The following is a 25,417-nucleotide window of genomic DNA, read 5'->3' as shown; positions in this document are numbered from 1 at the left end:
CACCTCTTATGCGTTGATTGATTCAATTACTAATTTAGTATAAGGTTGACGGTGACCTTGTTTACGACGATAGTTTTTCTTAGGTTTGTATTTGAAAACAGTGATTTTTTTACCACGGCCTTCTTTCACAACTTTCGCTGTTACAGTTGCGCCTTCAACAGTTGGAGTACCAACTTTCACTGTTTCGCCACCAACGAAAAGAACTTTATCGAAAGTTACTACCTCGTTTGGCTCAACACCTAATTTTTCTACGTAAATTTCTTGTCCAGCTTCAACTTTATACTGTTTTCCACCAGTTTCGATAATAGCGTACATTACTTGCACCTCCTCTAGTCTAAGACTCGCCTGTAAGAAAGGTGATCATCATGACACTTTATAACCTTTCCAGAGCGGTTGTAGCACAGGTGCTACAAACAATAACATATGAAATGTTATCATACTGAATGTGTTAAGTCAATCGATTCAATACATATTTTTCAAAGGCGATTCGGTATTTTCGATAACGCCATTCTTGTATGATATGAAACCATAAGAAAATACTAAGAACAAATAAAAATAGTGTTTTTGGCAACAGAATAAATGTAATGATTACCGTCAACGTAATTAGTATGAAAGAGATTGCTAAAAACAATTCATATACTTTCGCTTTTTTACAAAAAAGTAAAATAAGCGCGAAAACAATTCTTCCTCCATCGAGAGGCCATACAGGTATTAAATTGATGCACAATAAAACGATTTGAATTTTAATAAAAGGCTTGGCCAATAAAGGATCTAGAAAAGGAGCCATCAACATACAACAAAATGTAGCGACAGGTCCTCCTAAGCTAATAAGGAGTTGCTTGTGAGGCGACAACGAGTAGCCACCTTCAAGTTCAATTTCCCCACCATACGGCATGATTACACATCGCTTGACTTTTACCCCTAACAGCCAAGCCATTAGAATATGTCCAAATTCGTGAATTAATAATGAAGTTAGAATAAGTGCATAATAGGAAACATTTCCATAAAGTATCATGCCAAATAAAAGGGGTAAAAATAATGGATGAATCGTCATACGCATCATGGTCGCATATGCTCTTTCATCCATAGTAATGTTTCTTCTAAATTAAGAATGTTCCCATCCTTCTCTACTTGAATGTACAAATCCCCTGGCTCTTTTTTCCCGATTGTGCCTCCCCTTTCAATAGATGTGTAAGGCAACAATGAAAAAGAATCCACATTTCCATAAGTCACAGTCGTATCATCCTCATAATATACTGAAATCGTTTTCCCCGTATCTTTTGAATATCCCGTATATACGACTAGACCATGATCAATCGCAATTAAGGGTACCGATTCTTCGTAGGTAAATAAGTACCCTTTGAAGTATGGCTTAACTTGTACAAATGTTAATAATTCTTGATTAATAGGCTCTGAGGAAACAGCAATCGTGTCATGTGCTTTCTTATCAAATATCTCCCTTAAAACATTTCTCATGAACGTTAAATCTTCAGAACTATATACAATTTTTTTCACATCAATGGAGATTCTTCCCGTTTCATGTAAGAAGTTACCAATCAGCACACCGGTACAAAGCAAAAATGAAGCGATCCATTTCCATTTTTTGTTCATACCCTCATCCATTCTCATTTTTCCTTAGTATATGAAAAATATGAAAATACGATTCTATATGTTGAAAAATGAGAATAAAGGGATGAATAATAAGACTGCTCAAAAAGTTAACATACGTTGTTGATTCTTTCTCGACTTTGCGGAAATCAATTTAAATTGCTATCAACAAAGCTTCAGAACCCTTTTTGTACAGTCTTTTTTCTCCTCTGTATTATTTTGAAAAGATTGAAATTAATTTTCTAAATACTCCTTTATGCTGTTCTTCAAGCGTCATCAATGGAACCGATTCTCCTAAAATTCTTCTAGCGATGTTACGATATCCCAATGAAGCTTTATTATTTGGATCCATCACGATTGGTTCACCTTTATTTGAAGAAGCAATAACGTCCTCACAATCGATTATAATTCCTAATAAATCAATGGATAAATGCGTTGTAATTTCATTGATATCCATTGCATCACCTTGGTTCATTAAATCTTTTCGAACTCGGTTAATGATAAGCTTCGGAGGATCAATTTGCTCTTGTTCGAGTAAACCGATAATTCGATCTGCATCACGCACTGCCGAAATTTCTGGAGTTGTAACAACAATAGCGCTATCCGCACCAGCTACAGCATTGCGATAACCTTGCTCTATCCCTGCAGGACAATCAATTAAAACATATTCAAATTCTCGTTTTAATTCTTCAATTAAACTTTTCATTTGCTCAGGTGTCACGGCATTCTTATCAGTTGTTTGGGCAGCTGGCAGTAAAAATAATTTATCGTCTACACGTTTGTCTTTTACTAAAGCTTGATGAATTTTGCAGCGCCCTTCAACCACATCTACTAAATCGTAGATGATGCGATTGTCTAAACCAAGAACAAGGTCTAAATTTCTGAGGCCAATATCCGTATCCACTAAGCATACTTTTTTCCCTTGAAGTGCTAGAGCAGTACCTAGGTTAGCTGTTGTTGTCGTTTTGCCAACTCCGCCTTTACCTGAAGTTATTACAATAGCTTCCCCCACATTAGCTACCTCCTTTTGTGTTTAGTAATGGTCGTATATTTCGCACTTCTTGTAATCGATCATATGAAATATTTCCATTTTTATTTATATATGCAAATAATTGCTCTGCATGTTCTTTTATAATTGGTTTTTCATTCGACATCACTTCAATCACATCTGCTATGTAAACATGAGTTGGTTCGAACCATGAAGCAGCTACAATGGCCTCACGATTTCCGTCAATCCCTGCATGAGCGATGCCTTTTAATTTTCCCAATACGAATATATTACCACCAGCTTCAATTTTTCCATTTGGATTGACATCGCCAACAATAATAATATCACCTGGCGCTTGAATGACTTGTCCTGAACGAACAATGCCTACATATGTATCACATTGATTTTCTTTAATTTTTGCATTGTTTTCATCCACTGTAATGACATTGCTAAACACTTTCGATACGACCATTTTACCAGGTTGCTCAATAATTTTAATTATTTCTTGTTTTTGATGTTCAAGAAGGTAGCGATAGCCTAAATCGAGAGAGACATTCACTCTACCATCAATTCCACCTTCTGATACTTTTTTCTCAAGTTCTTCAACCAGTTCTGCGTAGGCGCACTGATCATCAAGCCGAAGCACTAAACCGTCTTTTGTCCCTTTCATATGGACAAGCTGTTTTTTCATAAGAGTGACACCTCTCGCTTGATTAAAATTAAGATAGTTCGCGAGCTTTTTGCAATACTCGCGCATCTATTAAATATTTAAATGCCCAACCAAGCATAATTAAGTAGAGTAAATTAGCTAGAATTGAAGGGATTAATCGAATCAATAAAAACTCTTTAAAAGGCAAAGTGGTAAATTGAATAAAATGGAAGAAATAGTATAAAATAAGTTCCATCAATGCAACTAAAACTACTGACAGAATTGTCGTAATACTTAAATGTTGGTGGATATATTTTACAGACCAACCAGCTGTATAGCATACCAGTGGGTACAACACAGTGTATAAACCAATGATATCAATGTAAAACACATCGTACAAGAGTCCAAAAAACAAACCGTACGTTACCGCACGTTTGCGACTGTAATAAATAGAAATAAAAATTAAATAAAGTATAAGAAAACGAGGAACTAAATAAATTATCTCCCCGTTCCATTCAATCGGTGAGAACAATGCGAATTCAGGTTCTAATAAAAATAATACAATTGCAATAAAGGGAATCGTTAAGCGGATCCACATTATTCTTCACCCTCACCCGGTATGCCCGTATTATTTGTTAAGTCTGCATTTGTTCCATCACCATCAGAACCGTCGATGACCGTTGCACTACGCTTTGCAATAATGACTTCTTCTAACATTGAAAAATCAGCAGATGGACGTATATATGCCATTTTCGTTAAACCAAAGTCTTCCGTTGTCACTTCTGTAATTTCTCCAATGAGTATTCCTTTTGGGAAAATACCTCCTAAACCTGAAGTAACAACTTTTTCACCTACACTAATTTCTATACTGGAATCAATTCTTTTTAATATTAATTCATTACGCTCTTCGTCATATCCTTCAATTAAGCCAAAAGCGACCACTTTTTCACCTTGAACCATTGCTGAAACTCGGAAATTTGGATTGTTTGTATACAATAATTCCACTTCAGAAGTAAAAGGAGTAACTAAGCTTATTTTACCAATTAATCCTTTAGTCGTCATAACCGCCATGTTTTGCTTTACACCATGGGAAGAGCCTTTATTGATAATAATTTTTTCTTCCCACTGATCAGGATTTCTTGCAATGACTGTTGCACGAAGGGGATCGTAATCTCGTAAGCTCTCTTTTTTTTCCAATAGTTCCCGCAATTGTTCGTTTTCCGACTTTAAAGTATTTACTTCTGCCTGTAAAACTGCAAAATCTTCCAACCTCATTTTCAAGCGCTGGTTTTCTTCATAAGTATTTAATAATGATTGAATATTATAAAAGATACCTGTTATGTAATTAGCTGGCTTAGCAACAACACTTTGTGCTAAGCCAACTGAATCTTTAATGAATTGTTCGGGGAGAGTCGCATTTTGACGATCGCGTAATGAAAAGCTGATCAATGCCACAAGTAAAATCATACCAACTAAAAGTATAATGAGTTTTTTGTTCGAAAAATGTGGCATTGCTATCCCCCCTTATTTTTTCAACTGCTGAGATCGAATTAAATCAATATGTTCTAACGCTTTTCCTGTACCTAACGCAACACAATCTAACGGATTTTCAGCAATAAATACAGGCATTTTTGTCTCGTCACTTATTACTTTATCAAGATTTTTTAAGAGCGCTCCACCACCTGTAAGAACGATTCCTCGTTCCATGACGTCTGCAGAAAGTTCTGGTGGGGTTTTTTCTAATGTTTTCTTCACACCATCAATTATAGCTGCAATGGCTTCTTTTAATGATTCAGAAATTTCACTAGCTGAAATTTCAATTGTTTTCGGTAACCCTGTCAATAAATCTCGGCCACGAATTTCCATCTTTTCATCCATTTCATCAACACGTGCTGTACCAATTTCCATCTTAATCTGTTCTGCTGTTCTTTCTCCAATCGTTAAGTTATATGTTTTACGGATATAGCTTATGATTGCTTGATCCATTGCATCCCCAGCAATTCGAACAGATTCGCTTGTCACGATGCCACCTAAGGAAATAACGGCAACCTCCGTCGTTCCTCCTCCTATATCAACTACCATAGAACCAGTTGGATCCCAAACTGGAAGTTCTGCACCGATGGCAGCTGCAAAAGGCTCTTCAATTGTAAAGGCTTCTTTTGCTCCTGCTTGGCGAGCTGCATCAATAACTGCTCGCTGTTCAACAGAAGTAATACCATATGGTACACAAATCATCACATTTGGTTTTTTCCAATTTGAACTAGAATTTTTCAACGCCTGCTTTAAATAATATTGAATCATCGCAGTCGTAATATCGAAATCTGCAATAACACCATCTTTCATTGGTCGAATAGCTACTATGGAGCCAGGTGTACGACCAATCATATTTTTCGCATCATTTCCGACTGCAACAATATCACCTGTTTTTGTATTTTTCGCCACAACAGATGGTTCACGTAACACAATTCCTTTTCCTTTAACAAAAACTAAAGTATTCGCTGTACCAAGGTCTATACCTACATCTTTTTGTCCTAATCCAAACAAGTTTTGTACTTCCTTTCTATTTACGCCTTTCTTTCTCTAAGACTGTCCAAAATCATAAGTTTTATTATAGCGGATAATGTCGAAAAATTATAGTGTTACAAATAGTTTTTACCCGCTTTGCATGCAACACATATAATTTTCGCATTTATCATTGTATTGTGAAATAGCGATTGAAACAATGAAAAAAACATTATTTGAAATTACAATCTCATTACAAATCCACCTTTTATTAGACGAACTTTACGAAAACAGGTTCGTTGAAATAAAATCGTCACGAAAAAAAGCCGAAAATCCAAAAAATGGGGACTTTCGACTTTTTTGGAATCAACCTGTCATATTTGACTTATGAATTAAATATAACCTTGCTCTTTTAAACTAACGTATTGATGATCACCAATAATGATATGATCAATTAGTTCTATTCCAATAATAAATCCCGCTTCTTGAAGCCTCTTTGTCACTTCAATATCTTCGGGACTTGGTGTTGCATTTCCACTCGGATGGTTGTGGGCACAAATAATTGAAGCAGCTGAACGTTTCACAGCTTCTTTAAATATTTCACGGGGATGGACGATGGACGAATTCAAGCTTCCAATGAAAATCGTTTGCTTATGAATCACCTGATTTTTCACATTCAAATACAATGCTACAAAATGCTCTTGTTGTAAAGAGCCTATTTCAGGCATCAAAAAAGATGCAGCATCTTTTGGAGAGCGAATCGTAAAGCGTGAATCCATTTGCTTTTGAGATAGTCTTCTACCTAGCTCAATTGCTGCCAATAATTGCACTGCTTTCGCTTGACCGATTCCTTTAATTGATATAATTTCTTCCAACGTAGCATGTTTTAATTCATGTAATTTTTCAAAATAATTGAGCACACGATTTGCTAATGATAAAACCGATTCTTGCTTCGTTCCCGTTCTTAATAAAATAGCAATTAGTTCTTGGTTTGATAAGCTCTGCGGCCCCTGTTTTATTAGCCTTTCCCTCGGACGATCATCGATATGTAAATCGCGTATCATCAAATCAGGAAAAGTGCCGATGGACATATCATTACATACCCCCTATAGTTCGATAATTTTTAATTTCACCATTTTTTCAAATAGGGATGCAATCGGAAGTCCAACTACCGTATTATAATCACCTTCTATTCGGTCGATAAATAATGCACCAGCTGTTTGAATCCCATAACCACCAGCTTTATCAAAAGGGTCTTTTGTTTGAACATACATTTCAATCATCGGTTTCGGTAGGTTTTTAAAATATACGTCGGTTACTTCTACAAAGGATTCCGCTTGCCGATCTTTTGTTATGATAGCCACAGCAGTCATCACTTGATGGCGATTCGATGAGAGTTTTTCTAAATGGCGAATCGCTTCTTCCTTTGTTTTTGGCTTGTGAAGAAGCTCATCATTGAACACAACGATAGTATCTGCACCAATGATTGTTTTTCCAGGGCAATGACTTGCCACATCTTGCGTTTTTAATAGTGCTACTTTTTGAACATAATCTTTGAAGTCCCTCGCTTGCACTGAAGTCTCTTCCACACTGCTCGCCATTATTTCAAAAGGGACTCCTAGCTTTGCAAATAATTCTTTTCTTCTTGGTGAGGCTGACGCTAAAACGAGTTGATGACTTGTTCTAAATTTCATTTCCATTCCTCCTATACATAATATAGCCTAGGAATGGGATTTTGAAAAATTCATCGTACTTTAGGAAATAACAAATTTGACTGCCGTTTGTACCTTTAAAATTTAATTTTCAAACAGTCATTTTCTGTAAAATAGTGGGCTAACAGATGCATTCGAACAATTGATAAATCACTTGATATACTTGACAATGCAAAGGATATTGTCTGCCAATCGGGAGGAAAATCTTCTTTATTTTTGACACCTTCAAAATTAAATTTTGCAGGGTCATTACTTTTCAGTAAAGAAGGAAGATTTTTTAAAGCTGGTTCAGAACAACCTGCAGCGGATAATGTAAAAGGCTTGGCAAAGGAAGGAGGATCATCAGATTTCACGACCCCTTCTTTCGTAGTCGAAACACTGGACCAAACATAATAATCCCCATCAATTTCAACGACAGCGCTTGTGTTTAAACTAGCATAGCCATATACAAAATCTGTTGCAGCTTCAAAGCTTGAAAAAACTCCATGCTGATTGGCATAAAATTGCTCACTGTAGCCATCCTTCACATCTTCTTCATTCTCTTCTGTTTGTTGCGAGCTAACGGGAATTAATTCATTTTGATGTTTCTGCTCGGTATAAGTTGAATTCATGGAATTTAGTATAAGAATGAATAATAGAACACCTACAATCCCTGTAATAGAACCTAATAGAGCAGCCCTTACGATTTCTCGTCGCCCAATGATATGTGGAAATTTCATCGAATCACCCTTTTCAATTCAACAATCACCATTTCAAATCTGTAGTCGAACAATGTCTATATTATTTCATATGTTTATTTTTAATTGAAAATGATAATGGAACAAATCTAAAAGATAATTATTTGTAAGAAACCATTAGAAAAGGGTTTATCAATATAATAGAATTTCTAAGGTCTTGAGACATTAAATCATATTCTTAATTGATTGCGTATTTCTGCTAATAAATAAAGGGAACCGGTCACGAATGTAATCCCTTCAAAATTTACACTTGATTGAATAAATGGGATATAGTCTTTTAATATTACTTTTTTCTTCGCCTTTGAAAGATGCAGTAAATCTTTTGCTTTCGCTGCTCGATTATTTTGAAAATCGACAAAATAAAATTCATCGCTAATAGTTTCTAAGGAGCGCAACACTTTTTCAATATCTTTATCTGCAACCATTCCTAGAACGAAGCGAATCCTTTTATTTGGTAACTGTTGTTTAATCGTTTCGATAAGTTTCTCAATGCTAGCTGGATTATGGGCTCCATCAAAATAGACATTCGGAAACACTTGTTCAAAACGAGAAGGTAAACTTGTGCAACTCACTGCTTGTCGAACCAAATCGATCTGAACTTCAATTTGTAAGATTTTCGCCACCTCTATAAAAGCAGTAATTGCAAGTGCCATATTTTCTCCTTGGTGGGCACCTAACAACTTTCTCTTGAGTTTTTCAATTATTATTTTTTCCTTGAAATTTATATACTTTTCCCCTTGTTCATCTGCCTCAACAGTAAACGTCTCGTCATAAGCATACAAAGGTGATTGTTGAATATGGGCTTTTTGTTTCACAACAGTTAAAGCTTCTTCTGGTAATTTTCCGATCACCACAGGTTTCCCATATTTCACAATTCCTGCTTTATGCTGTGCAATTTGCTTAATCGTATGACCTAGAATTTGAGTATGCTCTAGGGCGATGCTAGTGATAATTGAAACTAATGGATTGACTACATTTGTGCTGTCTTCTAATCCGCCTAAGCCCGTTTCAAGAAGCACTAAATCTACTTGCTCATTAGCAAAATGAAGAAACGCTGCACATGTAAGGAGCTCAAAATCCGTTAATAATCCGCTGATTCCTGCGTGTTTCATTTGTTGAAAAACAACGTCCATTTGCTTTTGTGTAATCGGTTTACCGTTTATTTGAATTTGATCGTGTACATCCACCACACATGGTGACATAAATTTTCCAACGGATAGTCCATGATTTAGCGCCATTTGTTCTAAAAAGGCGATGGTTGAACCTTTTCCATTCGTACCTGCAACATGTACTACTTTAAGCTTTTCTTGTGGATTATGAAGCAATGTCAACGCTCTTTTTATCGACTCTAATCCCGGTTTTATCATACTGTCACTATGAACATTCCATCTTTCTTTATATTGTTCAAAATTGAGAATCATACGCTTCTTCCTTCATCTTTAAATATTTCCGAACTTCCGCAATGAATAAAATAGAACCTGTTATGATGAGTAATTCATCTTTCTCCAGATTCTTCAACTGCTGTTCTATAAGCATCTTCCAGTTTTCATTTACAACCTTAAAAGGATGCCCTGAACAACTTGCCAAATTCTTTGCTTTCGCAGCGCGCGGTATAGGTATCTCTGTGAAATAAATCGCTTCTGCAACTTTGTCTAACATGGAAATGCTCTCTTTATAATCTTTATCGTTCATCACAGAATAAATAAACTTATACTTATAGTCTGGAAATTGATTTATAAGAGTACCAATGAGCGCCCTAGTTCCTTCCGGATTATGAGAGCCATCTAATATAACTTGTTTACCAAACCGTTCGAAGCGCCCAGGCCAAAACGCTTTTTCTAATGCTGATTGAATGTGATGATCTGTCATATTAGAAAAACCGATGCTTCTAAGTATAGTTATTGCAGTTAATGCACAACTGGCATTTACGATTTGATGGGCACCCATCATCTTTAATGATATATCTAACTTCACATTGCCTAAATGGTACGTAAAATGCTGATTTGATGTATTCAACGTAATATTCGACACGAAAAAGTCTTCCCCATAAACAAATATAGGAGCTAGTTTTTGTTCTGCTTCGTGACGAATAATATTCATTGCTTCTTCATCCTGAACGGCGGTAACCACAGGTATATTTTTTTTAATAATCCCCGCTTTTTGATAGGCAATTTCTGTTAAAGTATCCCCAAGTATTTCAGTATGATCTAGAGATACTGTTGTAATAATAGAACATAATGGTGTGATGATATTTGTACAATCGAAACGGCCACCTATTCCAGCTTCAATAAGTGCAATATCAACTTCTTCTTCTGCAAAATACATAAACGCGATAAGTGTCATTAGTTCAAAAAAGCTAGGATAATACTCTCCCAGTTCATCAATAATTTTAAATAGCTGATTCGCAAGGGATAAAAATCGTTCATCTGGAATATCTATACCATTAATGGTGATTCGTTCATTCACCCGTTCTAAATGCGGTGATGTAAAGGTTCCTACTTTATATTGAGCATGTTGTAAAATTTCCTTTAAATAATTTAAAGTAGAACCTTTCCCATTCGAACCAGCAATATGTATAAACTTGACTTTTTCATGGGGATTGTTAATAAGTGGCAAAATTTTGTTCATTACCTGAAAAGGTTCCCCTTTATGCTTTTCAGCCTTTAAACCAAACATAAAATTCGTACATTCTTCCATTGATGTAAACAAATAACCCCGCCTCCTAACCATCATAATTTTACTCCAAAAGGAATGGCGTATCATCAAAGAAATGATTTTTGATAATAAATAAACTGCCTATGTAGATAACTCACTAGCTTGTGAGGATACATCTTTTGTTTGCGCAGATAGAATCCCTAGTCCTGTAAATATCAATCTACTTGTGCAGATAACATCCTTGCTCGTGGCTCGTGCGAGTGAATTTTTCACTTGTGCAGATAACACACTAGCTTGTGCAGTTAGATTCCACACTCGTGTAGATAACACCCCTGCTCGTGCGGTTGAATCCTCCACTTGTGCAGATAACACACTAGCTTGTGCAGTTGGATTCCACACTCGTGTAGATAACACCCCTGCTCGTGCGAGTGGATTTTCCGCTTGCGCAGATAACACACTAGCTTGTGCAGTTGGATTCCATACTCGTGTAGATAACACCCCTGCTCGTGCGGTTGAATCCTCCACTTGTGCAGATCCACTCTTGTTCGTTCACATTACACCAACTAGCTCAGATACAATTCCCTCTCGTTTGAATATATCCTTAGCTTGTACAGATTACTCCACCGGCACATGAAAAAATTCGCCAAGCCGAAAAAATACTTCAGCTTGAGCGAATTTCAAAATCAAAAAATGATTACATTTGCTTCAATTCATCCAAACGTTTTTTCACTGTATCATATTTTTCTTGATAGTCAGCAAGTTTTTCACGTTCTTTAGCAACTAGTGCTTCCGGAGCTTTTTTCACGAAGTTCTCGTTGGAAAGCTTGCCAGATACTAATTTTACTTCCTTCGCCCATTTATCTAACTCTTTTTCAAGACGTGCAATTTCTTCTTCTAAGTTAATGAGCCCTGCTAACGGCAAGAATAGCTCTGCACCTGTCACAACTGCTGTCATCGATTTTTCAGGTGTTGCAACCTGTTCCCCAATCACTAATTGTTCTGGATTACAGAACTTCTCAATATAAGCTTTATTGTCCTCTAGAATTTTTACTGTTTCCGCATCTTTCGCTTTAATAAATAAAGGAACTTTTTTGCTGATTGGCGTATTCACTTCTGCACGGATATTTCGAACTGAACGTATAATGTCCATAAGAAGTTTCATATGATTAGATTCTTCTTTGAAATTAAATTCTGGTCTTACTTTTGGCCACTCAGCAACAGTGATGGATTCTCCTTCATGTGGAAGGTGTTGCCAAATTTCTTCTGTAATGAATGGCATCATTGGATGAAGTAGGCGCATTGTATTGTCAAGCACATACGCAAGTACGGAGCGAGTTGTAAGTTTTGCCGCTTCATCGTCTCCATATAGTGGAAGCTTCGCCATTTCAATATACCATGAACAGAAGTCATCCCAAATGAAGTTGTACAATTCACGCCCAACTTCACCGAACTCATAACGTTCAGCTAAGTCTGTTACTTTTTCAATCGTTTCATTTAATCGTGTCAAAATCCATTTATCGCTAACACTCAATTCACCGGATAAATCAATTTCTTCGTATTTTAAACCGTTCATATTCATGAGTGCAAAGCGAGATGCATTCCAAATTTTATTTGCAAAATTCCAAATCGCTTCGACTTTTTCATTCGTATAACGTAAGTCTTGACCTGGTGTAGAGCCGGTTGCTAAGAAGTAGCGTAGAGAGTCTGCACCGTACTGGTCAATCACATCCATTGGGTCTACACCGTTTCCAAGGGACTTACTCATTTTACGTCCTTCCCCGTCACGAACTAAGCCATGAATGAGCACGTCTTTAAATGGGCGGTTTCCTGTAAATTCGAGCCCTTGGAAAATCATGCGGGATACCCAGAAGAAGATGATGTCATAACCTGTAACGAGCGTATTTGTTGGATAATAGCGTTGATATAATTCATGATGTGTATCCGGCCAACCCATTGTTGAGAATGGCCATAATGCACTAGAGAACCACGTATCTAATACGTCCGGATCTTGCGTCCAATTTTCCGCATCTTTAGGTGGTTCTTTTCCAACATAAATTTCACCCGTTTCATTATGATACCAAGCAGGAATTTGATGGCCCCACCAAAGCTGACGAGAAATACACCAGTCTTTAATATTTTCCATCCAATGAATATACGTATTTTCAAAGCGTGGTGGAACAAAATTCACTTTATTTTCTTCATCTTGTTGAAGTTTTAATGCCGCTTCTGCAAGAGGCTTCATTTTTACGAACCATTGTTTAGATAAATAAGGCTCGACTATTGCCCCAGAACGCTCAGAGTGTCCAACGGAATGCGTATGTTCCTCAATTTTTATTAAGTAGCCTTGTTGTTTTAAGTCTTCCACAATTTGCTTGCGGCATTCAAATCGGTCTAAACCTTGATATTTGCCAGCATTTTCGTTCATTGTACCGTCTTCATTCATTACTAAAATTCGTTCTAAATTGTGACGGTTTCCTACTTCAAAGTCATTTGGATCATGGGCTGGTGTAATTTTCACAACACCTGTACCAAATTCCATATCCACATATTCATCTGCTACGATTGGAATTTCACGATTGACAAGCGGTAAGATTACTGTTTTGCCGATGTACGGTTTATAACGTTCATCTTCAGGATGAACAGCTACAGCAGTATCCCCAAGCATTGTTTCAGGTCGTGTAGTAGCAACTTCCAAATAACCTGAGCCGTCCGCAAGCGGATATTTCATATGATAGAAGGCACCAGGGATTTCTTTATAAATTACTTCGATATCTGATAAAGCAGTTTTTGCTTCCGGGTCCCAGTTGATGATGCGTTCGCCGCGATAAATGTATCCTTTTTCATAAAGACGTACGAACACTTCTTTTACAGCATCAGATAAACCTTCATCCAATGTGAAACGCTCTTTTGTATAGTCCAATGACAATCCTAATTTTGCCCATTGTTCACGAATATGGCTAGCATATTCTTCCTTCCATTCCCACGTTTTTTCAAGGAATTTTTCACGACCCAAATCGTAGCGACTTTTTCCTTCTTCACGCAACTTCGCTTCTACTTTTGCTTGTGTTGCAATTCCAGCATGGTCCATACCTGGAAGCCATAATGCATCATATCCTTGCATCCGTTTCATGCGAATAATAATATCTTGCAATGTTGTATCCCAAGCGTGACCAAGATGCAGTTTTCCTGTTACGTTTGGTGGTGGAATAACAATGGAATATGGTTTTTTGTCACTATTTGGATCTGCTTCGAAAAATTTCCCTTCTAGCCACCATTTATAACGACCTTGTTCAACTGAATTTGGATCGTACTTAGTTGGCATTGTCACGTTTTCTGACATGAATGTTCCTCCTTTAGTTGATTGAATTTTGGCAAAATAAAAAACTCCTTATCCCAAAAAGGACGAAGGAGTTTCGCGGTACCACCTTTTTTCCATTTAGACAATAAATGTCTAAATAGCGCTCATCTCGATAACGGTGTTCAACCGACTTTTACTACTTCAATTTCATAAAAGTTGCTCCATGGCTACCTTCAAATGCGTGCATGCGGAAACTTTTCAGCTACCGTTTCCTCTCTTTAGCATGCAACATCATTTTACTCTTCCAATTCATCGCATCAATGTGTATTCAACTGCTTAAATCATTGTATAAAATTTAGCAGCAGTTTTCAAGTTTGAAGGAAATGAAAGGAGTGATTTCCATGTCATTATTCCACAAAAGACGAAAAAGTTATAATCCTTGGTTATTACCACCTTGGCTTCGAAAAATACGTTTTTTTGCAAAAAGCATTTGTATCCCAATTACAATTTTTCAAGCTATTCGCGTCGTTTTTATTCCTACGACAGGTGATGTATTACTGCTATTTCTACTTGCCCTCATTTCATGGTTGTTATGGACGGATATGATCTAAATTTCAATACGCTATAATTTTCAGAAAGCTCATTATAGAAGTCATCTGAATCAGAAGGAAGCTTAAACTTTTCATCAATGAATAGTTTACTAGATGATTCATTAACTAATTTTACTTCTTCCGTTTCTTTTCGAATTTTTTTTGCTTCTTCCACAAAGTTATATTCTTCAGGTGGTTCTACGGAAATGGACGGATTTTCATGTAGAGTAAATTCATCAGAATCCTGTAATCGTTGATTTTCATTCATTTTCGACGAATGGTCAGTAGTTTCAATCGTTCTTTGGGTTGTTTGTTGCAATGGTTCATTTACTAGTGGATGTTCTAATGTAGATGGCGGCTGGTCAGTTTTGGCTCTTTCTAATACTTCTCCTGTATTAGCCGCCACAACGGCTACTCGTTCAGCTACCTTCTCTTCAGATTCTACTTGGAATAATGCACCTACTACCGGTTCATCAAATGTGCATTTTACTTCCCATTTAAACGTACAGCTTGAGCCATCATATACAAAAAAGGATATATCATCAACAAGCAATTCTGGTCGACAATCTTTTGCAACTTTCTCACGAGGTAAATCAACTTCTAAAGGCAATGCGTATTCAAAGTAACCTTCATCACCTTTTAAATCTAAATGTTCAATTAACGTACCTTCGCTATAATCTGGCTTTATTTTTGGATTAAACTTCACTGTTGCTTTAATATGATAAATGCCTGTTAAACGAAGAGATTCTTCTAATTCTGTTTGTTGCCAACGCGGGATGACTTGGACCGAAACAACTTCTTCTACAATCCCATAAGCTTCTGGAAAAATAAATTGCGTCATCATTTCCCAATTGATTTTTGCCATATGTTTCCCTCCCGTAATACTCTATGCCCGAGAATCGGAAGTATGATTAAAGAATTAAAAATCCCTCATTACTTTATAAAATAAAAAAGAGTGTCTCTTCCTTATCAACGGAAAAGACACTCTAATTATTATCGAGCTAATTTTGCAAATACTTTGTGGAATGCATCTACCGTTTTTGCGATATGTTCTTCCGTATGTGCAGTTGAAATAAACAATCCTTCAAATTGGGAAGGTGGTAAGTATATTCCTTCTTCGAGCATGAGTCGATAGAACTCAGCAAATAATGTTAAATCGGAAGTTTGGGCAGATTTAAAATCAACTACATCTTCATTTGTTAAGAATAATCCAATCATACTTCCCGCGCGATTTATTGTATGCGGAATGTTATATTTTGTTGCCGCTTCACGAATTCCAGCTTCTAATTGGTCACCTAATTTTTTAAAGTAGTCATAAGATTCAGGTGTTAAACGGGATAATGTTTCAATTCCAGCAGTCATCGCGAGAGGGTTACCTGATAATGTTCCTGCTTGATACACTGGTCCACTTGGCGCAACCTTTTCCATGATTTCCCGCTTACCAGCATAAGCACCTACAGGAAGTCCGCCTCCCACAACTTTTCCAAGGCATGTTAAATCTGGATCAATGCCATAGTAACCTTGAGCGCAGTGATAATCGACGCGGAATCCTGTCATCACTTCATCAAAAATAAGCAAAGCACCATATTGTTTCGTAATTTCACGTAAACCTTCTAAAAATCCTCGTTTCGGTGGAACAACCCCCATGTTCCCTGCAACAGGTTCTACAATAACCGCGGCAATGTTGTCACCTAATTTTTCAAATGTTGCTTTTACTGCTTCTAAATCATTATAAGGAACCGTTGTTGTATTTTTTGCAACGTCTGCAGGTACGCCAGGGCTGTCAGGTAAACCAAGTGTTGCAACACCTGATCCCGCTTTAATTAATAATGAATCTCCATGGCCATGGTAAGAACCTTCAAATTTCATTATAATGTTACGGCCTGTGTATCCTCGAGCTAGTCGAAGAGCAGCCATCGTCGCTTCTGTTCCAGATGAAACAAAACGAACCATTTCAACTGAAGGTACTCTTTCAATAACGATTTGTGCTAATTTGTTTTCTAATACTGTCGGTGCACCAAAAGAAGTTCCTTTTGCTGCTTGTTCTTGAATTGCTTTCACAACTTCTGGATGAGAGTGCCCTAAAATTAACGGCCCCCAGCTAAGCACATAATCGATATATTCGTTGCCGTCAATGTCACGAATAATGGCACCTTCCCCAGATTCAATAAATATCGGTTCTGCATTAACAGATTTGAATGCACGAACAGGGCTGTTCACCCCTCCAGGCATTAAATTTACTGCTTCTTTAAATGCTTTCACTGAATTTTCATAGGTACGCATTTTACTTCTCCTCCAACCAACGAGCTACATCTTTAGCATGATAAGTAATGATTAAGTCAGCACCCGCACGCTTCATTCCAAGTAAAGTTTCTAACACAACAGACTTTTCATCAATCCAGCCGTTTTGTGCTGCTGCTTTCACCATCGCATATTCTCCAGATACGTTGTATGCAACTACTGGAACTGGGAAATTGTTTTTCACATCTCGAATAATATCCATGTAAGCTAGAGCTGGTTTAACGATTAAGAAATCAGCTCCTTCTTCAATGTCGGATTCAGCTTCACGGAACGCTTCTAAACGATTGGCTGGATCCATTTGATATGTTTTGCGGTCGCCAAATTTCGGTGCTCCTTCCGCTGCTTCACGGAATGGTCCGTAATAGCTTGAAGCATATTTTACAGCATAGGACATGATTGGAACATCTTGGAATCCAGCTTCATCTAAAGCATGGCGAATGGCCACTACAAACCCATCCATCATATTGGAAGGTGCAATGATATCAGCTCCTGCTTTCGCTTGAGAAACAGCTGTGCGAGCTAATATATCAAGGGATGGGTCATTCAAAATTTTGTCCCCTTCCACTAAACCACAGTGACCATGATCAGTAAATTCACATAAACATGTATCTGCAATGACCATCAATTGAGGATATCTCTCTTTAATTTGTTGAGTCGCTTTTTGCACAATTCCATGGTCATGAAAAGCACCTGTTCCTTGTGCATCTTTATCAGCAGGAATTCCGAATAAAATCACTGATGGGATTCCAAGTGATACCACTTCATCAATCTCAGCATCTAAATTATCCAAAGAAAGTTGGTAGACACCTGGCATAGATTTTACTGGATTTTTAATGTTTTCGCCCTCAATCACGAAAATAGGGTAAATTAAATCTTCTTTGTGTAAATGGTTTTCTCTTACCATAGAACGAATTGTAGCGTTTGCACGTAATCTACGATGTCTTCTGAATTCAAATTGTGACATTATGATTCCTCTCCTTTTATAATCGCTTCAATAACTGATTGCATCGTATATTTCTTCGGAAAATATGTAACAACGGCACCATATTTTTCAACGGCACCTTTAGTTATGTGACCAATGCAAGCGATTTTCATTTGGTTCCATCCTACTTGTGAAACTGCAAATTTATTGAAACAATCTACCGCTGACGGACTGGCAAAAATAACAATTGGATCATTATTCGTTTGAATCGTCTTTACTAGCGTTTCAATGGATTTTCTATTTTCAATCGTTTTATATACCGTCCATTCGTCGATATGAAATGGCAGCCCTTTCTTTATGGTGCCCTTTGCTAATTCCCCTCTAATAAATAAACATTTTGGTGACGTACCACTTACAAAAGGGAATTCTTTTACAAATGTATCAGCGCTGAAAATAGTAGGCATGAAATGAACCGTAAAGCCATATTGTTCTAACAGTTTGGCCGTCTTTTCTCCTACAGCAGCAATTTTACTAGAAAAATGTGCCAAGTTAAAATGATGACGTTCTATTTTTTTATAAAAAAACTCAACACCATTTTGACTCGTAAAAATAAGCCAGTCATAGTTTAGGCAAGAAAATAGTCGCTCTTTGTCCTCTATACTAATTACTTCTTCAGTTTGTATGAGCGGACAAACTACCGCTTCTCCCCCAAGCTGATCGATTTCGTCTATAATAGACAACGTTTTTTTTGAACCAGTTAGGATTATCGTTTTTCCTTCCAAAGGTTTATGCATTGTTCTCCGCCTTCACCTTAGCGATTAAATCATAAGCACCTTGATCAGTTAAAAGTTGAGCAAGTTTATTTCCAATTTCTACCGGGTCATTTCCTTGAATTGTTTCTTTGTAACAAATCGCTCCATCAGGTGATGCCACAAGTCCCGTCATTGTGATGACATCTCCATCAACCGTTGCATATCCTGCAATCGGTACTTGACAACCTCCATCCATCGCAGCTAAAAACGTCCGCTCAGCAGTTACCGCTTTCTTAGTGTTATTATCTGTTAATTTCGCTAGTTCTGTTAAAAGTTCTTCATCATCTTCACGACATTCAATTCCTAATGCTCCTTGAGCAACAGCCGGTAAGCAAATGTCAACATCCAAATATTCTGTTACAACTTCGCTTGACCATCCCATACGTTTTAACCCTGCTGCAGCAAGAATAATCGCATCATAACCTTCCGTCTCAAGTTTTTTCAATCGAGTATCGATATTTCCTCGAATCCATTTGATTTCAAGGTCTGGTCTCACTTGTAATAGTTGAGCACTGCGTCGTAAAGAACTTGTCCCTACAACTGCCCCTTCTGGTAAATCATTGAACTTAATATGATTTTTTGAAATAAGGGCATCACGAGGGTCTTCGCGGAACGGAATACAGCCGACTGTTAAACCATCCGGTAATACTGCTGGCATATCTTTCATCGAATGCACCGCAAAATCAATTTCTTTATCTAACAATGCTTTTTCAATCTCTTTTACGAATAATCCTTTTCCTCCTACCTTTGATAATTGAACGTCTAATATTTTATCACCTTTAGTGACAATTTCTTTAATTTCGAATTCAAAAGGAAAACCAGCTTTTTTACATTCGTTAATAAACCAATTTGTTTGGGTTAATGCTAATTTACTTTTTCGAGAACCTACAATAATTTTTCTCATGATGAACCTACCTTTCTGCTAATACCATAAATGAAATTGGGATAGCTTACTTCCCAAAAAGAAATTAATGAGTACAACGAAATAAGCATAAACTTGAGTCCAAGCAAATGACAGTCCCGTAATTATTCCTCGCTGCTTTAACATGATGATAGCTACATATATGACAAGCACTATGAAAGAACCGATGATTTTTGCATCAAAAAACGAAATTGCTCCCTCCACTTTCATAAATGCCGATTCTAGTCCTAATAGCAAACTAATCACCATGATTGGAAGGCCAATAATGATTGAATAATTCATCCAAGTCGCCATTTGAGATAAGGAGGGTAAACGAGACCAAAGTTTTGTATATTTTTTCTTTTTTAATAGGTGGTATAAAATTAAGTATAGCACTGAAAAGACAAATGAAAGGGAAAATGCTGCATACGATAAAATGGCAAAACCAATATGTATAAACAGCATTTCAGATTCCATGGTTTTTAATACTGGATTCAAATTATTTGGTGCAAACAGTCGAATTGTCATAAAAATAAATCCGAGTATATTAATAAAAAACACCGGTAAATCTGTTCTTGCTATGCAATGCAAGAAGATTGACAACGTTACAAGTAACCAAGCATAAAAATAAATCCCTTCAGAAAGCGATAATATAGGGAATCGTTTAGTCTCCAACACGCTTAATACGATAAAAGCTGTTTGCAATATCCAAACAATGGATACTAACCAAAATGCAGTTCTACGAATGATTTCTTTTTTATAAAAATAATCGACAAAATAAAACATTATACTTATCGCATATAGTATAACCATTATTTGGTAAAGGTTACTCATCACTTCAGTCATACGAAACCCTTCTCCATCTTATACGTCATTATGATTAAAATATAAAACAAAAGCGCTTCCGTATCATTAGTTTACCACATCGATACGAAAACGCCTCAAAATTCTTACTTAAAATGATAATTTTGGTTGATGTTCAATTCCGTCTTGAATTCGTTCTTCTTCAGCTTCTAACTTCAATTGTTGATTCTGAATTTCTTCTTGAACTAATTCTTCAATTCCAAAAATTTGTTGATACAAATGAAGTTTTTGATTGGCTTTTGGAGAGTTAGCAATTTCCTTCGCTTGAAGAATTGGTTCTTTTAACAATTGATTGATGATGGATTTCGTATGTTTATTTAAAATTTTACGTTCCCGTTCAGTTAGATTTGGCATTTTATTTTCAATACTTTTCATCGTTTCTTGTTGAATCATATTTGCTTTTTTGCGCAATGCCGCAATAACCGGTACTACTCCAAGCGTTGCAACCCAATCTTTAAATTCAACAATTTCTTGTTCAATCATTTTTTCAATTTGTTGAGCGGCCTGTTTTCGTTCTGCTAAATTCGCTTCTACAATTCCCTGTAAGTCATCAATATCATATAAGAATATGTTAGGTAATTCGCCTACTTTAGGATCGATATCTCGTGGAACTGCGATATCAACTAAAAACAAAGGTTTTCCTTTGCGTAAACGCTCTACAAACTGCATTAGTTCATAATCAATTACATACGTTGTTGAACCTGTTGATGTAATTAAAATATCTGTATCAAGCAAAGTACATTGCAATTCCTTAATCGATTTAGCATGTCCTTCAAATTTTTCAGCTAAAGACACCGCTTTTTCAAAAGTACGATTTAATACCGTTACTTTTCCAACGCCGCTTCCATACAGATTTTCCATAGCAAGCTCGCCCATTTTACCAGCGCCTAAAATCGATACATGTTTATTTTTTAGGGAACCAAATATTTTCTTTGCCAGTTCAACCGCAGCATAAGATACTGAAACGGCATTTTCGTTAATCGTCGTTTCTTTATGAGCTTTTTTCGCAAAAGTAATTGCTTGTTTAAACAAGCGGTTAAAAATCGTACCCGTCGAACCAATTTCTTGTGCCTCTAAAAAGCTTTTCTTGACTTGTCCAAGAATTTGAGTTTCTCCCAATACCATCGAATCGATTCCTGCAGTTACTCGGAATAAGTGTACTAACGATTGATCATTTTCACGAATAAATAAATAGCTCTCAAATTCCTCAATCGGAATGTTAAACCAGTTGGATAAAAAACGTTTTATATAATAACGTCCTGTATGCAGCTGATCAACTACCGCATAGATTTCCGTTCTATTGCAAGTAGACACGATTACATCTTCTAATATGCTTTTTTCTTTTTTTAACGCAGCCATCGCTTGTGGTAATTCACTTTCAATGAACGACAACTTTTCACGAATTTCGACTGGCGCAGTTCTATAATTCAAGCCTACAACTAGTGTGTGCATGAACTTAACACCTCTCACGAACTATTTCATAACCTCTATTCTAACATAAAGAAAGCGCTATCTAAACGCTAATTATGAAAAAGTTATGAAATAAGATTTTTTACTTTAAAATAATTCTAATATAAGAATAACAAAATTTGATTCCTGTTTCAATATAATAACCTTTATACATAGTATTCAACAAATTCCGACAATTTACTCTTCTTGAACATATATAAAAGGTTGACCTATAGGATGCTAGGTCAACCTTTATAAAATTGGAAGTTCTTACTGTTTCATAAGCTTCATAAACATTTTCAATTATGTATGGAATCACATGAACTTTTGTATTTCAGTCCATGTTTCTTCCACTCCTACTCCCGTTTCCGCAGAAAACAGGATGATTGGATCTCCTTTTTCCATTTCTAATGTTTCTCTTACCACTTTTTTATGTTTATCCCACTTGCCTCTTGGAATTTTATCTGCTTTCGTTGCAACTACAATCGCAGGAATATTGTAATGTTTTAAAAAATCATACATCATTTGATCGTCTGCAGTAGGAGGATGGCGCAAATCAACAATTAAAATAACAGCCTGTAATACGCTTCGACCAGTAAGGTATTTTTCAATCATTTTCCCCCAAGCTTCCCGCTCTTTCTTAGACACTTTGGCGTAACCATAGCCTGGAACGTCCACAAAAAACAATTGATTTTCGATTTTATAAAAATTTAACGTTTGTGTTTTACCAGGCTTTGATGACGTACGAGCAAGGGATTTTCGATTAATCATCTTATTGATGAATGAAGATTTTCCAACATTTGAACGGCCCGCCAAAGCAAATTCAGGTAGACCGTCGTCTGGATATTGTTCCGGTCTGACAGCACTAATTACCATTTCCGCATGACGAACTTTCATTTAAAAACCTCCAACAAGGGCGATATTCAACACTTCTTCTGCCGATCTAACCGGTTTAAATACTAATTCTTCTCGAACTGCTTCAGGAATATCGTCAATATCTCGCTCGTTGTCTTGAGGAATGATGATAATTTTTAATCCTGCACGATGAGCTCCTAACGATTTTTCTTTCAGTCCTCCGATTGGAAGCACTCGCCCTCGCAATGTAATTTCTCCAGTCATTCCGACTTCTTTTTTGATAGGTTTATTGGAAATGGCTGATACAAGTGCTGTTGCAATAGTAATTCCCGCTGACGGACCGTCTTTTGGTACTGCTCCTTCAGGTACGTGTATATGAATATCATGTTGTTCAAAATAATCCGCATCCAAATTGAGGCGTTTGGATAAAGAACGAACGTAAGAAAGAGCAGTTTGAGCAGATTCCTTCATCACATCTCCAAGCTTACCTGTTAAAATCAGTTTTCCTTTACCAGGTGTTAAAGATACTTCAATTTGAAGTGTATCACCACCAACGGATGTGTAAGCCAATCCTGTCGCTACACCAACTTGGTTTTCCGTTTCCGCTTGACCGTAATGGAATCGATGTTTACCAAGCATTTCAATCAATGTTTTCGAATTGACAGTAACCCGTTTTCTTTCGCCAGAAACAATGACTTTTGCCACTTTTCGGCAAACTGCAGCAATCTGACGTTGAAGACCACGAACGCCAGCTTCTCTCGTATAGTATCGAATTAAATCAACAATCGCTTCATCTTTAAAGATAAGTTGTGATTTTTTCAAACCGTTTTCATCAAGTTGTTTTGGAATAAGATGATTCTTAGCGATTTTGATTTTTTCAATCTCTGTATATCCAGCAATCGATATTACTTCCATACGATCTAATAGTGGTCCTGGAATTGTGCTTAAATCATTCGCTGTAGCAATAAACATTACTTGCGATAAATCATAAGGTTCTTCGATGTAATGATCGCTAAAAGTATGATTTTGCTCAGGATCCAATACTTCAAGCATAGCTGCTGAAGGATCACCTTTGAAATCATTGGACATTTTATCAATTTCATCCAATAAGAACACAGGGTTAATTGTACCAGCTTTTTTCATTCCTTGTATGATACGACCAGGCATCGCTCCAACGTAAGTGCGTCTATGTCCGCGAATCTCAGACTCATCACGTACACCACCAAGAGAAATGCGAACAAATTTACGATTTAAACTCTCCGCTATCGATTTTGCTAGAGAGGTTTTCCCTACCCCAGGTGGTCCCACTAAACATAAAATTGGTCCACGAATGGAATTTTTTAATTGGCGTACAGATAAATACTCTAAAATGCGCTCTTTTACTTTCTCCAGTCCATCATGATCGCGATTTAGAATTTCTTCTGCCAAATTAACATCAAGTCGATCTTCTGTTTTTTCTTTCCACGGAATTGTGACTAACCATTCGATATAGTTTCGAATGACGCCGCTTTCTGCGCTGGCAGCCGGTAATTTTTCATAGCGTTCAAGCTCTTTTAGTGCCACTTTTTGTGTGGATTCAGGCATTCCGGATTCTTCAACACGTTTACGAAGATCAGCAACTTCTCCTGTTTTCCCTTCTCGATCTCCAAGCTCGGCTTGAATCGCTTTCATTTGTTCGCGTAAATAATATTCTTTTTGAGTACGTTCCATCGCTTGCTTTACTTTTGTATTGATTTTCTTCTCTAAATTTAATACTTCTTGTTCATCATGCAAGCGAATCATTAAGTGGTCTAATCTTTTCTTAATATTGAAAATGCTTAATACTTCTTGTTTCTCAGAAATTTTAAATGGTAAGTGGGAAGCGATAATATCTGCTAGTCTTCCTGGTTCCTCGATGTCTAAAACAGATTCAATTGTTTCAGCAGTAATTTTATTTGAAGATTTCGCATACTTTTCAAAATAATTAACTACTGTGCGCATTAACGCTTCCATTTCCACGTCTTTTTCTTTCGAATCTTCATGCAATTCAATATCTACAGTTGTAAAATCATCGTTTTCTTGGTAATGAACAATTTTCCCTCGACAAATGCCTTCCACTAAAATGCGATACGTGCCGTTCGGTAATTTCAACATTTGTTTTACAGAGACATAAGTCCCAATCATATACAAATCTTCTTTTTCAGGTTTTTCTACCCGCAAATCCTTTTGCGTCGTTAGGAAGATTTTATTATCATTCATCATGGCATGTTCTAATGCAGCGACCGAACGTTTCCTACCAACATCGATATGTAATACCATTGAAGGAAATACGAGCAGTCCACGCAAAGGAAGTAGTGGTACATTTTTCTTTAATTCAGTCATGCGGGTTATTCACCTCCATTTGATACTAAAGAATGCACCCGCTTCTAGGCAAATTTAGTATGTGAAAAATTAAAAACATTTCACTTGGTTTTACATAGCAATTTCGATAAATTTAATCTTTCATAACAGCATTTACTATTCTCTGTTACATCAATTATTATTCCCGGTAAAATGTTATTTTGAACAATTTGACGCTCAATAAAATGATTTGTA

Annotated in this window: 24 protein-coding genes and 2 other annotated features; all 24 genes read right to left on the bottom strand. The window is 36.7% G+C overall.

Annotated elements, in window-relative coordinates; all coding sequences use genetic code 11:
* Positions 1-6: 6 nt before the first annotated feature.
* Positions 7-315, bottom strand: a complete 309-nt coding sequence (gene rplU, locus NSU17_RS14545; RefSeq protein WP_016838408.1) for a 50S ribosomal protein L21 — start codon at positions 313-315, stop codon at positions 7-9.
* A gap of 12 nt (positions 316-327) precedes the next feature.
* Positions 328-405, bottom strand: a sequence feature (ribosomal protein L21 leader region).
* Positions 406-448: 43 nt separating this feature from the next.
* On the bottom strand, positions 449-1,087 hold the full coding sequence (locus NSU17_RS14540) for a M50 family metallopeptidase (protein ID WP_339288331.1): 639 nt from the start codon (positions 1,085-1,087) through the stop codon (positions 449-451).
* Positions 1,060-1,623, bottom strand: a complete 564-nt coding sequence (locus NSU17_RS14535) for a peptidoglycan DD-metalloendopeptidase family protein (protein ID WP_016838411.1) — start codon at positions 1,621-1,623, stop codon at positions 1,060-1,062. The genes NSU17_RS14540 and NSU17_RS14535 overlap by 28 nt, the downstream gene beginning before the upstream one ends.
* Positions 1,624-1,822: 199 nt before the next feature.
* Entirely contained in the window at positions 1,823-2,620 is a 798-nt protein-coding gene (minD, locus tag NSU17_RS14530; RefSeq protein WP_016838412.1) for a septum site-determining protein MinD, read from the bottom strand.
* A 1-nt stretch (position 2,621) separates the two neighbouring features.
* Positions 2,622-3,287, bottom strand: coding sequence for a septum site-determining protein MinC (locus tag NSU17_RS14525; protein ID WP_016838413.1), 666 nt, complete (start codon positions 3,285-3,287; stop codon positions 2,622-2,624).
* A 28-nt stretch (positions 3,288-3,315) separates the two neighbouring features.
* A complete protein-coding gene (mreD, locus tag NSU17_RS14520) occupies positions 3,316-3,843 on the bottom strand; it encodes a rod shape-determining protein MreD (RefSeq protein ID WP_016838414.1) in 528 nt (175 codons plus the stop codon).
* Positions 3,843-4,757 (bottom strand): rod shape-determining protein MreC, encoded by a 915-nt coding sequence (mreC, locus tag NSU17_RS14515; protein ID WP_340705353.1) that lies wholly within the window; start codon positions 4,755-4,757, stop codon positions 3,843-3,845. The genes mreD and mreC overlap by 1 nt, the downstream gene beginning before the upstream one ends.
* Before the next feature lie 12 nt (positions 4,758-4,769).
* Positions 4,770-5,789, bottom strand: coding sequence for a rod shape-determining protein (locus tag NSU17_RS14510; protein ID WP_340433968.1), 1,020 nt, complete (start codon positions 5,787-5,789; stop codon positions 4,770-4,772).
* Positions 5,790-6,139: 350 nt separating this feature from the next.
* Positions 6,140-6,838 (bottom strand): RadC family protein, encoded by a 699-nt coding sequence (gene radC, locus NSU17_RS14505; protein WP_340705352.1) that lies wholly within the window; start codon positions 6,836-6,838, stop codon positions 6,140-6,142.
* Positions 6,839-6,853: 15 nt separating this feature from the next.
* Positions 6,854-7,441, bottom strand: coding sequence for a Maf family protein (locus NSU17_RS14500; protein WP_340433972.1), 588 nt, complete (start codon positions 7,439-7,441; stop codon positions 6,854-6,856).
* Between the two features lie 95 nt (positions 7,442-7,536).
* A complete protein-coding gene (locus NSU17_RS14495; protein ID WP_340433974.1) occupies positions 7,537-8,178 on the bottom strand; it encodes a hypothetical protein in 642 nt (213 codons plus the stop codon).
* A gap of 188 nt (positions 8,179-8,366) precedes the next feature.
* Positions 8,367-9,617, bottom strand: coding sequence for a bifunctional folylpolyglutamate synthase/dihydrofolate synthase (locus NSU17_RS14490; protein WP_340705351.1), 1,251 nt, complete (start codon positions 9,615-9,617; stop codon positions 8,367-8,369).
* Positions 9,601-10,905 carry a bifunctional folylpolyglutamate synthase/dihydrofolate synthase gene (locus NSU17_RS14485; RefSeq protein WP_340705350.1) on the bottom strand — a complete coding sequence of 435 codons (1,305 nt, stop codon included), beginning with the start codon at positions 10,903-10,905 and terminating at the stop codon, positions 9,601-9,603. The genes NSU17_RS14490 and NSU17_RS14485 overlap by 17 nt, the downstream gene beginning before the upstream one ends.
* Before the next feature lie 87 nt (positions 10,906-10,992).
* Positions 10,993-11,376 carry a hypothetical protein gene (locus NSU17_RS14480; RefSeq protein WP_340705349.1) on the bottom strand — a complete coding sequence of 128 codons (384 nt, stop codon included), beginning with the start codon at positions 11,374-11,376 and terminating at the stop codon, positions 10,993-10,995.
* A gap of 169 nt (positions 11,377-11,545) precedes the next feature.
* Positions 11,546-14,191 (bottom strand): valine--tRNA ligase, encoded by a 2,646-nt coding sequence (locus NSU17_RS14475; RefSeq protein WP_340705348.1) that lies wholly within the window; start codon positions 14,189-14,191, stop codon positions 11,546-11,548.
* Between the two features lie 55 nt (positions 14,192-14,246).
* Positions 14,247-14,471, bottom strand: a binding site (T-box leader).
* Between the two features lie 254 nt (positions 14,472-14,725).
* Positions 14,726-15,604 (bottom strand): hypothetical protein, encoded by an 879-nt coding sequence (locus NSU17_RS14465; RefSeq protein ID WP_340705346.1) that lies wholly within the window; start codon positions 15,602-15,604, stop codon positions 14,726-14,728.
* 128 nt (positions 15,605-15,732) lie between these two features.
* Positions 15,733-17,022, bottom strand: a complete 1,290-nt coding sequence (gene hemL / locus NSU17_RS14460) for a glutamate-1-semialdehyde 2,1-aminomutase (RefSeq protein ID WP_340433986.1) — start codon at positions 17,020-17,022, stop codon at positions 15,733-15,735.
* A 1-nt stretch (position 17,023) separates the two neighbouring features.
* Positions 17,024-18,004 carry a porphobilinogen synthase gene (hemB, locus tag NSU17_RS14455; protein ID WP_096551369.1) on the bottom strand — a complete coding sequence of 327 codons (981 nt, stop codon included), beginning with the start codon at positions 18,002-18,004 and terminating at the stop codon, positions 17,024-17,026.
* Positions 18,004-18,756: a uroporphyrinogen-III synthase gene (locus NSU17_RS14450; protein WP_340705345.1), complete on the bottom strand. Its 753-nt coding sequence runs from the start codon at positions 18,754-18,756 to the stop codon at positions 18,004-18,006. Before NSU17_RS14450 ends, hemB begins: the two co-directional genes overlap by 1 nt.
* Entirely contained in the window at positions 18,749-19,678 is a 930-nt protein-coding gene (hemC, locus tag NSU17_RS14445) for a hydroxymethylbilane synthase (protein WP_016838430.1), read from the bottom strand. Before hemC ends, NSU17_RS14450 begins: the two co-directional genes overlap by 8 nt.
* 18 nt (positions 19,679-19,696) lie before the next feature.
* Entirely contained in the window at positions 19,697-20,521 is an 825-nt protein-coding gene (gene ccsA / locus NSU17_RS14440; protein ID WP_340705344.1) for a cytochrome c biogenesis protein CcsA, read from the bottom strand.
* Positions 20,522-20,629: 108 nt separating this feature from the next.
* Positions 20,630-21,991, bottom strand: a complete 1,362-nt coding sequence (gene hemA, locus NSU17_RS14435; protein WP_340705343.1) for a glutamyl-tRNA reductase — start codon at positions 21,989-21,991, stop codon at positions 20,630-20,632.
* A 312-nt stretch (positions 21,992-22,303) separates the two neighbouring features.
* Positions 22,304-22,885, bottom strand: coding sequence for a ribosome biogenesis GTP-binding protein YihA/YsxC (gene yihA / locus NSU17_RS14430; protein WP_340705342.1), 582 nt, complete (start codon positions 22,883-22,885; stop codon positions 22,304-22,306).
* The gene (gene lon, locus NSU17_RS14425) at positions 22,886-25,204 is read right to left on the bottom strand and encodes an endopeptidase La (protein WP_340705341.1); all 2,319 of its coding nucleotides are present in this window, start codon (positions 25,202-25,204) and stop codon (positions 22,886-22,888) included. It abuts the gene before it with no gap.
* Positions 25,205-25,417: the final 213 nt, after the last annotated feature.

Source organism: Ureibacillus sp. FSL K6-2830 (genome assembly GCF_038004145.1).
Classification (GTDB): domain Bacteria; phylum Bacillota; class Bacilli; order Bacillales_A; family Planococcaceae; genus Ureibacillus; species Ureibacillus thermosphaericus.
This window is presented reverse-complemented; position numbering and strand designations above follow the sequence as displayed.